The organism is Paenibacillus sp. OK060, assembly GCF_900101205.1.
In the GTDB taxonomy this organism is placed as follows: domain Bacteria; phylum Bacillota; class Bacilli; order Paenibacillales; family Paenibacillaceae; genus Paenibacillus; species Paenibacillus marchantiae.
Window position 1 is genome coordinate 596997 of record NZ_FNFR01000001.1, and the last position, 14468, is coordinate 611464.

Genomic DNA, 14468 nt, shown 5'->3' on the forward strand with positions numbered 1-14468 from the left:
AACGAGGTGAAGAAATTCATGCTGAACGCATTAAAGGCCATACAATCTTACAAGTCAGGCCATCTCCCGGAGGGGGAGCAGCCACTGTGGCTGCAGCTGCTGGCAGCGGCAGAGCAGCCGAATATTAACCTGGAACGCATTCATTCTATAGCTGAGCTGGAAGGCACGAATCCGGTACTGGATTACGTAGAACGCACACTCCAGGTGCTGGAGCAGCTTCAAGTTTCTTTTTGGATGCGAGAAATTCTGGAGGATGTGCTGGTCTGGTCGGAAACGGCAAAGGCAGGATCACCGAAACAGCGGCGAAAATGGCAGAAACAGGGGGTTAACCTGTTCGTGCACAATGTGGGTTCAGCACAGGTATATGACATGTACGGAAGTATTGGACATTTGCATGGCAAGCAAGGCCATCGTGAGGAGGAAAATTCATCTCGATCGGAATCCCCGAGTGGATTATCAAATCATGATCCAAGTGTTAGTGCTCAAATTGCGCAAACTGCATATGGTTCACCCACACCACGGCATGAGATCATTCGTACCCTTATTGCCACACACGGACTTATTGGTCAGTACATAAGAGGAGAAATCCCATTTGCCGAAAATGCCCCACTGCACTCGATCATAACGCAAGGGTGGCTGACCGCAGATGAATTGCAGGCCATCCTGATCGCATTAAATGAATGTATCATTGCTGGCGTTGACCCAGCGTTGTGGAATCAAGTTCAGGCTGAAGTGCAGCGTATCGTAGGCTGGATCATTACAGAGCCGCATCATACGGACTGGAATGTGAAGGAGCGGCTGTCACGCTTACGGAGCTCGTCTATACGTCAGGGAGAAGCGATGGATGAAGCATATGCCACACTTCAAGCCCAGCTTGAGATAGAGAAACTTCTTGCTCCTCTGGCTCATCGGACCTTATGGTATGTGGAGTCAGCGATGCATGATTTTTCGTTGCAGGAGATGGTTAAGATCTTCCTTTTGACGCTGCACAGTGAAGCTATTTTGTTATCTGTAGATGATTTGATTATGAACAACACAGGCAGAGTAACCGAAGAAGCAGACTTGAATTCGACTTCGCAGGAGCAACAATGGGATGTGGTAAGGCATATCAGCTTCGAACCATTAATGAACACGATGTATTACGATTATAAAGGTGTCAAGAAACTGAATGTTTACAAGAAACGAATGATTGAAAAGTATTTGGAGCAATATTCGTGGGAGCAGATTGAAGCAGGTGAGACGATTACTTACCCCCATCTGACACATCGGATTGAGCGGCACCCGGATTTGAGGGATACGGTATTTGTGACATTTGAATTTTCCCCGGCGGCCGAGAAGCTAATTGCTTTTTGTATTGAAGCAGAAAAGTCTCCGTTATACGAAAAGGCTGTGCTGTTGTTATTTGACCTGTTTGGACTCCGTCGGGATGCGTATGATCGGTTCCATAATGAAGAGACGTATCTGGCCGACATGAACAGCTCAGGTGATTACAAGAAAGTACTGCTGGATTACATGGTTGGCAAACGTGTGCTCGATATCGGTCCCGGCGGTGGAATATTGCTCGATCTGATTGAGCAGGAACGACCTGAGATGGAACCAATCGGCATTGATATTTCAGCGAATGTCATTGAGGCGTTGGAGCGCAAAAAGCAGCGGGAGGCACATCGCTGGCAAGTATTGAAGGGAGATGCTCTTCAACTGGATCAATACGTACAGTCAGGCACGGTGGATACGGTTATTTTTTCATCCATTCTGCATGAACTGTATTCGTATATTGAACGTGACGGACGAAGCTTTAACAGCGATACGGTCGTTGCTGCGCTGAGAAGTTCATTTAACGTGTTGTCACCCGGGGGCCGGATTCTGATTAGGGATGGTATCATGACTGAACCCGAAGCGCAGAAGCGTCGAATTCGTTTCCTCGAACCGGATGGGATGCGATGGCTGGAGCGGTATGCGCAGGATTTCCAGGGACGCAGCATTGAATTTGAGCAGATGTCTGAGGACGAGGCGGTGCTGGATATTAACGATGCTATGGAATTTCTGTACACCTATACATGGGGCGAAGAAGCATATGTCCATGAGATTCAGGAGCAATTTGGCATATTTACCCCATCGGCATATGAGCACTGTATTCGCGAAGCGCTGGGTGAGCAAGCCGAGATTATTACATTCAGGCACTTTCTTCAGGAAGGATATACGGAAGCGCTTGGAGAACGAATTATATTTATGGATGAACAGGGTCAACCTGCACCTTTGCCAGACAGCACTTGCCTAATTGTGATTGAAAAGAAGAAAGGAATGGCGGACAGATGACGAATGAAGCCAACACGGCTTTATATTTTGTAAGGCACGCGCAGTCTGAATATATGGAAGGGCAGGAACGCGAGCGAGGTCTGACGGAACAAGGAAAAAGGGATGCGGCGACCGTCGCGGGTCTGCTCCACCGGGAGCAGATACAATCGTTTTATTCCAGCCCGTATAGACGGGCCGTGGATACGATTCAGGGGTTGGCTGAAGTGTCAGGTGGCATTGTGGTCACCGAAGAGGATTTGCGTGAGCGTGAGCTGTCAGGTCCTGAAGTGAAGCATGAACATTTTCGTGAAGCCAAACAAAGGCTCTATGATGATCCTGCATTTGCTTATTCAGGTGGAGAATCCGGCGAAGTCGCTGGGGCGCGGGCAATCGCTGTTATACAGCGTATCCTGGATAGGCATCCGGGACAAAAAATAGTGATTGGCACCCATGGGGACATCATGACCCTGATTTTCAATTATTATGATCCGTCCTATGGTTATGACTTCTGGGCAAACACAACGATGCCGGACATCTACAAACTGGAGTTTGATCGTGAAGGTAGGTTGGTTCAGGTAACACGATTGTGGGAAGAACAGGTTTAGTCCTTTGAAATATGCGTTCTATAGATGAAAAAGGGGAGAGCCAAATGAAGATTACATTTATGCCGGATACGTACACTGTTGAAGAGCTAAAAGTCCCTCACTTGCAAGATAGGATGTACTGCATATTTGATCTAGAGGGCACAGGGATTAATCCGGGAGAGGAGAGTGTGACCCAATTTGGTGCAATGAACTACAAAAAAGGAGAATCATTAGATTCATCGTTCACTTCACTTGCATGTGCCTTTAAACCGATTCCGGAAGCGGTCTCGAAGTTAACGGGTATTTCAAATGAGGATATGATCCAGGCTCCCTCATTTGCAGAAGCATACCAGGCTTTTCTGGAATTCATCGGGGATAAGGTGTTAGTAACGCAGGCGGGTTATGAGTATGATTTGCCCATATTGAAACGACATTGTGATATGAATGGGCTGCCGATGTTTACCAATCCGGTGTTGGATACAAAAGCGATGTTTACATATATTCATCCTGAAATCTCCGAGGTCATCTCTACCGATTTCCTGATCCAGTATTATGACCTGAATACAGACGGAATTCACAGGCACAATGCCTTAGCTGATTGTAGTGTGATTGCTCGTATTTTTGAGCATGTCCTGAATGAATATCAGGCTCTTGCATTGGATCATTTTACTGCGGATGGGGAACGTGAGATGAAGCGTTTTGTGATTCCCGAGATGTATTTAACAGCACCGAATGGAGGAGGGAAGCCGGATGAGTAGAGTGGATGTGGATAAATTGCTGGCTGATATGAATGAGGGGCGGCTTCTTAGTCAGCAGACATTCGAAGGACTGGATGTGGAAGCCTATCTGGATCAACGGGATGCTTCCGAATTTGCCGATGAGTGGATGCAGGCATTTGAACGGTTTGCTCAGTCTGACGTCGTGGAAGAAGAAGTGCTTCGTGCAAGCAGGGAACTGGCTTTCAAACGAACGATCGCTCTTGCGGGCGATCCTGAACTGGCCGGATATGTCAGTGATTATATTGGTTTGATTGGTGCTGCTCTATTACAGGATGAAATGCAGAATTTATTTGTTAAGCAATTACTTGAACGTTATCAACAAGGTACATTACCCCTGCGTTAAGCGGGGGTGACGGTTGTATATTCTTTTCGTTTGTATAAAAAAATAGCTTCGAATGTGTATTGTGAGTTTTGCACAGCATAAGGTACAATTCATCTAAGCATTGAGTGAGAATGATAATCATTATTTATAAAACATGTTCTCACCGATACAACAACAGATTACATAGGGGTGAAGGGTATCATGGTAAGGTTCAGTAAAGGCTTCAAAGGGTTGACGATCATACTGCTACTCATGGTTGTAGTTATATCGGGCTGTAGTGCAAATTCTGAGTCAAAAGCAGAACAGGCTCCTGCATCTGGGACCGCAGTATCAGATGGCAGTACATCTGAAACAACAGAAAAAGAAGCTGAGACACGTGTCGTTCAGGATGAATTCGGCGATGTGACGATTCCGGTGCATCCGCAGCGGATTGCTGGTATCTATGTGGAGGATTATCTGAAAGCACTAGATATTACACCTGTAGTTCAATGGTATCACCCGTTGTGGGGAGTGCAGGAATATCTGGATCTGGATGTGCCTCAATTTGATACTACAGGAAGCATTGAGGCTTTGTTGCAATATGATCCAGATCTCATCATTGTGGATGGCGGAGTGGACATGGAGAAATATGAGATGTATTCAAAGGTGGCACCGACGTATCGCCTGCCTGAAGATATTCTACAGGATTCCAATAAAATTTTAACGACCATTGCGGATGTTGTCGGTAAACCGGACAAGGGTAAAGAAGTTGTGGCGGCATTTGAAGCCAAGATTGCAGACGCTAAGGCGAAGCTTCAGGAAGCCGTTGGGGATGAGACCGTAGCGGTTGTCCGACTGAATATCAGCAATAATACATTGGCATTGTTCGGTGTGAAAAATCGATTTACCGGATTTATTTATTCGGAGCTTGGTCTAACACCTCATCCTCTGGTCGCCAAGATGGAAGAATATCAGGAAATTCTGTCCGAAGAGGCTTTTCCAGAGCTTGATGCGGATCATATTATTGTATTTCCATCCAATGGAGAGTGGTCATCTCCAGAGAACAAGGAAGCATTGAAGGTGCTGGATAGCAAGTTGTGGAAATCTCTCCCGGCAGTCAAAAACAACCATGTGTACATGATGGAAAGATCGTATTGGCAATCAGGTGCGATTACGGCAAACACAATGAAGATTGATGATCTCTTGCAAAAAATGACGCCATAAGCCTTCTCCATAAGAAAGTTCTTCCCTCAGGGTTGAAGAGCTTTCTTTTTTCGTTTACACTGTTGTAAATGATAACAATTCTCAATTAAGGAAGATGAATATGTGTCCCACGATTGTACAACTGATTCCCAAGCCCTGGTTATGCATGCTTCAACATATGAAATACATGGATTATAGCCAAGTCGATATCGCCAATAGGCAGACATATAACATGACATCATCACACGCCCTTTTCGTAGTGACGGGTGGGCATGGCTCAATAGATTCTTTGGATAATAGGGACACTCGCCTGGAAAAAGGGATGATTCTGTTTGTTCCGGCAGGACGTACCATTGTGATTGAAGGCTCCAGTGAGTTGCAATATTACAGACTTGAACTGATGGTAGCTGAGGTAAAAGAAGATACGTCCAGTAGGTTGAGTATAAGAGACGAAACGGCGCAACAAGGGCTTCCAGTCTTGATTTCAGATCCAGATCGGTTGCCTCTTATTGAGCTGAATTATAGTCCATGGAGTTCCTGTCTGAAATCGGTAGAACAGATATCGCGTGGGCAGACTGCTCATGATTGGCTGGATCAATGGGAGATGCAACTGCGTTTCCAGGAGTGGTTCCGAGTGCTGCTTCGGCAAAATGATCCCGAGATTGAATCGCCGGATGACCGTGCCCGGCTTCAAAGCTCGATTCGTTATATTCGCGAACACTACGATCAGCCCATAACAGTTGATGATCTGGCAGCAGAGATCCGGCTTACCAGATCCAGTTATACCCGACGATTCAAGGAGATCACAGGCAAGCTTCCGCTTGATTATGTAAATGCTGTACGATTGGAGCATTCCAAACTGCTGTTACAGATGACCGATGATCGCTTGCATGATATTGCACAGAATGTGGGATTTAATAACGAGTATTATTTCGGCCGCCGATTCAAGCAATATGCAGGTGTTTCACCAGGGGTATATCGGCGCCATTACCGTCAAGAAGTACGTGTGTTTGCACCGTATCTAGAGGATTTTGTACTGGCTCTTGGAATAAAACCCGTGTTGCAGTGCTCCCATCGCTCATGGGGCAGGCAGCATTATTTGGGAATGGAAGATATCCCTGAATTCGATGTTACTCGGATAGATGCAGGTTTTAATGAAACGAATGTGCCTGAATTTATTATGTTGAACGACGGGTATAAACGCTGGAATCTGGATCGGTTTGAGCAAGTAGCACCGACGTTTTATATGGAGCACGAGGGTGAGGACTGGCGTTCCATTTTGAAATCCACAGCGGATGTGCTGGGAAAGGTAAGTCGGGTGCAGGATGTAATAGGTGATTATGAGGAAAAGGCGCAGGAAGCCAAGAAACGTTTGACACGTCATATGCGTGGCCAAACCGTCGCTTTTTTGCGTATTTCTGCATCGGAAATTACACTCTATGGAAATCAATACGGTTATGTAGGACCTGTGCTGTATCATGATCTCGGATTAACCCCGCATGTTCGTGTTCAGCAATGGGCGAGTCAAAGTAGAAGAATCGGTATTGGGCTTGAGCAGCTATGTCAGCTTGAGGCAGATCATCTCTTTATCACATTTGATAATATGGATTCTGCCTACCCCGGAGAGGAACGGAAGCTCCTGGAGAGAGAGGAGTGGAAACGGCTGCCTGCCGTAAAAAGTGGTCACGTATATGAGGTGGATTTTATGACCTGGATGAATTATGGTGTTATATCCCATGGCAAGAAGATCGATGATATATTGCGATTTATGGCCTGAATTAGACTTGAGTGATGTAAAATCTCCTGAACCACTATACTTCCAAGGTAGTTGCATTCCCAATCCTTTTATTTCATTTTTTTCTTTTTCTTGCTCTTAACGGCATTTAGCGTATTGACGAAGGCAGTTGTCTTGTTTTCGATCGCACATAATCGCTGACATGGCTGAGAATAAATCAAAGGCGTGGTCGCCTGACAACCTGAATAAGATTATGGAAGCATTAGAGCTTAATGATATATCTCAATTAATTCATTATGAAAAGGAGCAGAGGGGATAATCTCGCTGCTTCTTTTTGTTCTTAACTGACCTCATTGATCAATTCCACGTTATTATTTCGCACATTACCTACTGCAGAATCCACCTTGTATGCTATCATTTCATCGGCATCATGCGGGCTGAGAAGCCTCAGAACGCTTTCCTTGTCTGATTCCTTGTTTAGCCAATCCGCTTCATCTTGCGGCCGGAGAATGACTGGCATACGATCGTGGATGTCCGCCATAAGACTGTTAGGTTCCGTAGTAATGATAGTGCAAGTTGAAAGCTTGTTACCTTCTGGATCAATCCAAGTATCGTATAGGCCAGCAAGCGAGAAGATGGAGTCATCTTTCATTAAAATTCGCATTGGTTGCTTTACGGATCCATCCTTTTTCCATTCATAAAATCCCGAGCATGGGATAATACAACGCTTGGAACTGATGAGGCGTTTAAAGGCTGGTTTCTCTGTGAGTGTCTCTGCACGGGCGTTAATCATCTTATTGCCTATTTTTTCATCCTTGGCCCAATTAGGAACTAGACCCCATCGGAGCGACCCCAATCGATTACCGTCTTTGCTACCGATAATTGTCGGGATGAATTGCATAGGCGCAGCGTTGTAATTAGGTTTGTACTCAAATCCTTCAGCAATAGAAGCATAGTACCTCTCCATAATTTCTTCAATTGGATCTGTAATCGTGAATCTTCCGCACATATCGAAGCCTCCTTTAAAACGCTATAGTATGTAATTTAACTCAAATCTTTAACGTTAGAAACGGGTAATATGTGGAGTTTATGCGAAACAACATGGGAAAACAGCAACGTATGCAGGCAGGTTTGCATATGAGCAAAATATATAGAAAAAAGCCTGTTCACTACTGAACGGGCTTTTTGGTGTGGTATTACTCAGGTGATCCAGGAGATTTAGTTTTTCTCCATAACAGCAAAGTAATTGTTTTCATCATCTGCAAAGTTGAATACTCTTCCACCAGGCATCGTTACAATCTCGCCAACCGTAACTTGTTTATTGGATAAGTGAGTGTAAAGTTGATCCAGGTTATCTGTGAAAAGCATAAGAGATGGTGTGCCAAGGTTTAATTCAGGGGACATTTTGGCAACGAATTCTTTGTCGTGCAGGATAATGGTGGTTTGAGCATCCTTCACAGGAGCAATCTCGATCCAGCGCATTCCATTCCCATTGACTTCGTTAACGATATGGAAACCTGCTTTTTCTGTCCAAAATTGAAGAGCCTTATCCTGATCATTTACATACAACATAATTTGTCCGACTTGAGTAAACATTGATTTACACTCCTTATATACGTAGTTGATCATGGTTGAAGCAGGTATGCCTTTGGATGTAGCTTTTTAGTTTGAGTCAAGCTTTATATTACCATATATGAGCACCTGTCATACAACTTCAATTCAAGCACAAAAAGAGGAAGCATATGTCCTTGACTGCCGCATTGCGACATACCATTAGATAAAGGACAATTCGAGCCACCGAATTGCCTTTTAAGCACAGCCATGTAATGGCAGATGGGAGCGCTGTAATGACGAAACGGGTAGTTCTATTGGAAGAAGGTACGGCAGAGATGAAAGGGCTAATGGGTATTAAAGGGGCTGAACTTGCGGCGTTGCTCCAGGCAAGTTGGCCCGTTCCGGCCGGATTCATTGTAACAAAGGAAGGCTGTCGCGCATTCTGTACCCGTCTTGCACATCTTTCAGCTGAAGGAACCCAAGAGATTGGCAGCGCAATTCAGCATCTTGAGCAGCAATCCGGCAAATTCTTCGGCGATTCCTTAACACCGCTGCTGCTTGCCGTCCGGTCAAGTGAATCGAGTTCCCGTAATACGGCATCCCATGCTTTGCTTCATGTAGGACTGAATGATGTGACGGTGGAGGGGCTCGCTAAGCAAACGAATGATCGTCAGTATGCCCTTAATTGTTATCGAATTTTATTACAAGATTATGGTCAACTGGTGTACGACATTCCGTATGATCTATTTGAAGAAAAATTGGAAGACATCTCGATACTCGATGAAGCGAATCTAGAATTCACCATCGCGGAATATAAACGTTTAATAGAAGAGAGAGGACGTCATCCGTTCCCTCAGGATGTGCAGTTACAGTTAAAACAAGTGATGCGTGCAGTTTCTGATTCACAACGTGTTATAAGGCCCAACTCCCAACAAGAACTTCTTCGTAATCCTTCTCATTTCTCCGATGAAACTCAAGGAGCAGCTGTTCTTATACAGGTGATGGTCAATGGCGAGCGTGGTGACCGCAGCGGGTTCGGAACGGTATATTCTCGTCATCCAGGTACCGGGGAACGAGGTATGACAGGGGATTACATTTCAACTGATGCTTCTCGGCGTTCGAATGAAGGACTGGATCAACTGCGGAATGAAGAGTCTGAACTGTATGGTCTTTTGCAGGATGCTTGCGGTTATCTGGAGTCCCACACGAGAGAAGTACAGGAGATTCAATTTGTTGTGGATTCTGGGACCTTGTATCTTGTGGAAATTAGTGAAGCAAGGTTAACCTCACAGGCGACGTTGAGGAGTACTGTAGATCTTGTGGATGAAGAGGTAATCACCAAAGAGGATGCCATATTACGTATCCAGCCTTGGCATGTGACGGAATTGCTGAAAGCATCTTCAAATTTATCATCCGAGTTACAGCTCCTACTTGAATGGGCAAATGAAATGAAGGGGCTTACAATACTTTCGAATGTGGATCATCCAAAGGACGCCGTGAAGGCCCGCTCGTTAGGGGCTGAGGGCATTGGATTGTGTCGGACAGAACAACTGTTGTTGTCTGCTTCGAGATTTCCTTTTGTACAGAAAATGATTCTGGCAGACAGCGAAGCAGAGCGCAAACGTGGACTGGAACGTCTGTTGCCGATGCAACAGGCTGATTTTGAACAACTCTTCGAAGCGATGGATGGTTATCCGGTAACCATTCGATTGCTTGATCCGCCGCTGCATGAGCTGCTGCCTGATATTGAAAGGTTAAAAGAACGACGTGAGCAGTTGGCTCTCAGGAAATTAGAGGAAAATAACACCGAAGTGCAGGAGCTTGAGCATGTCATTCGCAGGGTGCTGGAATTGCATGAACAATATCCGTTGCTAGGACAGCAGGACTGTCGACTGGGAACTGTGTTCCCGGAAATCTACGATATGCAGCTTGAAGCCATTTTTCGTGCAGCGGTGAAGGGCATCCGCCAAGGGTTATGGGTGCGGCCTGAGATTATGATTCCTTTGGTGGGCCATGCCAATGAACTTCAAGTCATGAGAGATCTGGTGGATCATGTAGCGGACCAGGTGCTTGGAGAGGAGAAGCGTCACTGTCTTTACAGAGTGGGAGCACGAATTGAAGTTCCTCGAGCGGCATTGACTGCAGCTCCTATCGCGCGTCATGCGGACTTCTTCTCGTTTGGCACCGATGAGCTGACACAGATGACGTTTGGTTACAGTCGTCATAATACGGAGAAGCCTTTCCTTCATTTTATTGAGTCACAACGCTCACTGCCCAGCAATCCATTTCAGGTATTGGATATTGACGGAGTGGGGCAGTTGGTGGAGATGGCTCTCGTTCAGGGCCGAATTCGGAAACCTCATCTAAAAGCAGGCATCTGTGGTGAGAATGCAGCTGATCCGGCATCCATTGCTTTTTGTCACCGGATTGGTCTGGATTATGTAAGCTGTCTGCCAGAACAGGTACCGCTTGCTCGTATTGCTGCCGCTCAGGCGGCACTCCTTGCTCAGAAGCAGGACCCAAACGAAAACAGGCAGGATGGCGATATATCGACGATTGCGTAATGTTTCTGGTAAGCGATTAATGAGGTAATTGGATCGGCAGATGGTATAATACGGAAATGATAGAGAGACAAAAGCTTTCGTGGACATAACTTGTTTATGTTGTTCACTTGTCTGCTGTCAACGTATGACTACTACCTCGCGGATTCGTTACCTCTTTTTAATTTGAAATAAAAAAACGGAATCCAGTTCGTCCACAATGAGTACAAGGAGAGACATCCAATATGACTACTTATGATTATCCCCCTATACAGGCTATCTTTATCGACCGGGATGGCACCATTGGAGGAACAGATGAAATACGATACCCTGGTGAACTGGAGCTATATCATGGAGTTGAAGAATCCATCCGGAAACTATCTGGACAGGGTATCCAATTGTTTGGATTCACGAATCAACCGGGCATTACAAACGGTAAGTCAACGATCAAAGCTTTTCAGCAGGAGATGAGGCTTTTTGGCATTGAGCACACTTATGTTTGTCCTCACCCTGCTGAGGCTCAGTGTGAATGCCGTAAACCACGACCAACGATGCTCAAACAGGCAGCACTAGAACATGATTTGAATCTTGAACGATGCATTGTTATTGGAGATCGGTGGTCTGACATGACTGCTGCGCGTGCAGCTGGCTGTTTATGCATATTGGTGTTGACCGGAGCAGGCATAGAGTCGCTTGAGGAGAACCGTACCCGATGGGAAGCGCTGGAAGCAGACTTTTTGGCTACTGATTTTAACGCTGCGGTACAGTGGATTTTACAAATTAGGGAGAAGCCAATCGAGGATATTATTATTCGCCAAGCCTGTGCCGAAGATGCGCCTCGTCTGCTGGAACTACATCGGGCACTGGATCGTGAAAGTACTTATATGCTCTATAATCCGGGAGAGCGCAAGACCACGTTGGGCGGGCAGGCTCGTTTTATAGATCAGTTGAAAGCTACTTCGAATAGTTCAATCTGGATCGCGGAGCATCGGGGCAAGATCATTGGCCATCTTACGGTCATTGGGGGCACAGCAGAACGTATCCGACATCGGGCGAGTATTGTTATTGGAATAAGACAGGCTCATACCGGCCAAGGCATTGGCAAAAATCTAATGTCAGCAATGGAAGAATGGAGATCTACTGCGGACATTACTCGCCTTGAGCTGACTGTTATGAGCCATGATTTTAATGCGATAGCTTTATATCATAAGGTTGGTTTTAAACAGGAAGGAATCAAGCCTAAGTCTTTATTGGTAAATGGTACATATGTGGATGAATTTATTATGGGTAAGCTTTATGAGGACAATAACAAGAGTAGCTTAACTCTTTAGAAAAGAGAGGTTTTCAAAAAAACGTAGTTTGTTTAAACTTTTTCTAGTCTGCTGCATCCCCTCATGGAATACCAACCCTAAAACTGTTATACTGAAATATGCGTTTTGTAAAAGGAACGTAAAAATTTCAGATAAGGGTTGAAAGCGACCATGTTTAATTCCAAAAATGAGCGGACCTCATCACGGACTTTATTTGCCGTGTTATTTATTCTTATGCTGCTGAAGCTGTCGCTTTTGCGGTATTTCTTTTTCCAGGGTCTGTCCGGCATCGGTTTCGTTACTGACGCATTGGGGGCCCTGACAGTGGTATGCATCCTCGATCTGATCGTGCCCAAAGGGTGGAAGCGTTCAGTGTACGCAGGTTTTAATGTGTTGTTCTCGCTGGTATTGTTCGCGGCGACACTTTATAACGTACATTTCAGTTCGGTTCCCACATATACGGCACTCAGCGAACTGGGCCAAGTCGCCCAAGTGAGGGGCAGTATCGGGCCTTTGGTGCGACCTGAGCACTTCCTGTTTTTTGTGGATATCGTACTCGCTCTGCCCGTATGGTTTATCTTGCGCAGTCGTCGTGCCTCAGCTCGTAACAGCAGCTATCGCGACAGTGGACTCCATTTCGGCAGAAGCCGGAGAAGGTATTGGGGCAAGTTGGGTGTAGCCCTTACTGCTGCATTTTGCATCGTGCTGTCCGGCAGCTTCATTGTCAAAGGGGAAACCATTGATAATGAATTGGTTCGTGCCGAAAATCTGGGCTTTCTGAATTACCAGGTGTCATCGGCGATTCTGACGAGCAAAGAGAATGAAGCCATTGCGAATGGCAACATTAACGAAACCATCGACAAGATTAATCAACTGGTTAGCAAGTATCCGTATCAGGATAAGTCTAGTCAAGGCACGGCTATTAAAACCAAATATTTTGGTCAGGCCAAAGGAAGCAACCTGATTGTCCTCCAACTGGAGTCATTTCAAAACTTCCCGATTAATGCTTCTCTCGACGGTCAAGTACTAACCCCGATTCTGAATGATTTGGCCAAAGAAAGCTATTATTTCTCTCATTTTTTCCAACAGATCGGACAGGGAAATACATCGGATGCAGAGTTCATGTCGAACACATCCATCTATCCAACCGGAGTTGTACCTATGTCAGCAGGGTATAGTGACCGTGATCTGCCAAGTCTTCCGAAACTGCTTGGGAAAGAAGGATATGAATCTGAAACGTTCCACGTTAATGACGTCACCTTCTGGAACCGGAACAAAATGTATCCGGCGCTTGGATTCAATCGGTACTTCGACAAACCCAGCTTCAAGAATGATAAGTTTAATGATTTTGGACCATCGGATGAGGAGCTATATCGTGTAGGTGTGGAAAAAATGGCTGCGCATCAGGCTGCTAATCAGCCGTTCTATGCTCAGTTCATTACAGCATCCAGCCACTCGCCGTTTACGGTTCCGGCGGACCGGGCGAGAATTACCATCCCGGCCACTATCACAAATACGTTACTGCGTGACTACCTGCAGGCGATCAATTATACGGATTATGCAGTAGGTCAGTTGATCGATGAACTCAAGGCAAATGGGTTGTGGGATAACACAACACTCGTTATATATGGCGACCATTTCGGTCTGCCGGCAAACGATGAGATTACTCAGCAGATCCAGACCAATCTGGGCGTGCCCTATGACGGTAAAGTTAGTCGTTTCAACATCCCGCTCTTGATCCACACGCCGAAACAGGCGAAAGGTCAAGTTATAGAACAGCCTGGTGGTCAATTGGATATATTGCCAACGGTGATGAACCTGATGGGTGTCTCTTTGAAGGAAGAGAAATTCACAGCCTTTGGACACGATCTGCTTAACATGGACCATAATGCGTTCGGTATCCGGTATTACTTGCCGACAGGTTCATTTGTGAACAATGACATTATGTTTATTCCGGGTGCGGGCTTTGATGATGGAACAGCCTACTCGTTAAAAACGTATGAACCCGTCACGGATCTCGAGCCGTATCGTTCTGACTATGAGCACGTGCTCAGCTTGATGAAGCTGTCTGACGAGTATGTGAAGCTGTTACCCAAACGTGCACCGTAATTGAATTTTTAAATGTATGAAATACTATAACGTCACTGGCTCACGAGCTGGTGGCGTT

General features: G+C 45.6%; 11 protein-coding genes. 9 read left to right on the top strand and 2 right to left on the bottom strand.

The annotated features are described in order from the left end of the window. The first annotated feature begins 18 nt into the window (after positions 1–18). The 6 genes from BLS14_RS02785 to BLS14_RS02810 all read left to right on the top strand — a co-directional run bounded on the left by BLS14_RS02785 (position 19) and on the right by BLS14_RS02810 (position 6939). Positions 19–2316, top strand: a complete 2298-nt coding sequence (locus BLS14_RS02785) for a class I SAM-dependent methyltransferase (protein ID WP_090949374.1) — start codon at positions 19–21, stop codon at positions 2314–2316. Then, positions 2313–2900 (top strand): histidine phosphatase family protein, encoded by a 588-nt coding sequence (locus BLS14_RS02790; RefSeq protein ID WP_090949377.1) that lies wholly within the window; start codon positions 2313–2315, stop codon positions 2898–2900. Before BLS14_RS02785 ends, BLS14_RS02790 begins: the two co-directional genes overlap by 4 nt. A 44-nt stretch (positions 2901–2944) precedes the next feature. Next, a complete protein-coding gene (locus tag BLS14_RS02795) occupies positions 2945–3637 on the top strand; it encodes a 3'-5' exonuclease (RefSeq protein WP_176854295.1) in 693 nt (230 codons plus the stop codon). After that, complete coding sequence (locus tag BLS14_RS02800) at positions 3630–4001, top strand: hypothetical protein (RefSeq protein WP_090949382.1); 372 nt, start codon at positions 3630–3632, stop codon at positions 3999–4001. The genes BLS14_RS02795 and BLS14_RS02800 overlap by 8 nt, the downstream gene beginning before the upstream one ends. A 180-nt stretch (positions 4002–4181) precedes the next feature. Further along, on the top strand, positions 4182–5183 hold the full coding sequence (locus BLS14_RS02805) for an ABC transporter substrate-binding protein (protein WP_090949385.1): 1002 nt from the start codon (positions 4182–4184) through the stop codon (positions 5181–5183). Positions 5184–5451: 268 nt separating this feature from the next. Next, positions 5452–6939 carry an AraC family transcriptional regulator gene (locus BLS14_RS02810; RefSeq protein ID WP_256336129.1) on the top strand — a complete coding sequence of 496 codons (1488 nt, stop codon included), beginning with the start codon at positions 5452–5454 and terminating at the stop codon, positions 6937–6939. Between the two features lie 298 nt (positions 6940–7237). Here the strand turns inward: BLS14_RS02810 and BLS14_RS02815 are convergent, their stop codons facing one another. Both BLS14_RS02815 and BLS14_RS02820 read right to left on the bottom strand, forming a co-directional pair. Then, positions 7238–7906, bottom strand: a complete 669-nt coding sequence (locus BLS14_RS02815) for an SOS response-associated peptidase (protein WP_090949387.1) — start codon at positions 7904–7906, stop codon at positions 7238–7240. Between the two features lie 209 nt (positions 7907–8115). Continuing rightward, a complete protein-coding gene (locus BLS14_RS02820; protein WP_053779906.1) occupies positions 8116–8493 on the bottom strand; it encodes a VOC family protein in 378 nt (125 codons plus the stop codon). A 251-nt stretch (positions 8494–8744) separates the two neighbouring features. Here BLS14_RS02820 and BLS14_RS02825 point away from each other — a divergent pair, with 251 nt between their 5' ends. From BLS14_RS02825 to BLS14_RS02835, 3 genes are all read left to right on the top strand, one after another. Further along, positions 8745–11015: a putative PEP-binding protein gene (locus tag BLS14_RS02825; RefSeq protein ID WP_090949391.1), complete on the top strand. Its 2271-nt coding sequence runs from the start codon at positions 8745–8747 to the stop codon at positions 11013–11015. Positions 11016–11236: 221 nt separating this feature from the next. Further along, positions 11237–12322 (top strand): HAD-IIIA family hydrolase, encoded by a 1086-nt coding sequence (locus BLS14_RS33515; protein ID WP_176854297.1) that lies wholly within the window; start codon positions 11237–11239, stop codon positions 12320–12322. Between the two features lie 150 nt (positions 12323–12472). Beyond that, on the top strand, positions 12473–14410 hold the full coding sequence (locus BLS14_RS02835) for an LTA synthase family protein (protein ID WP_090949393.1): 1938 nt from the start codon (positions 12473–12475) through the stop codon (positions 14408–14410). Positions 14411–14468 lie beyond the last annotated feature (58 nt).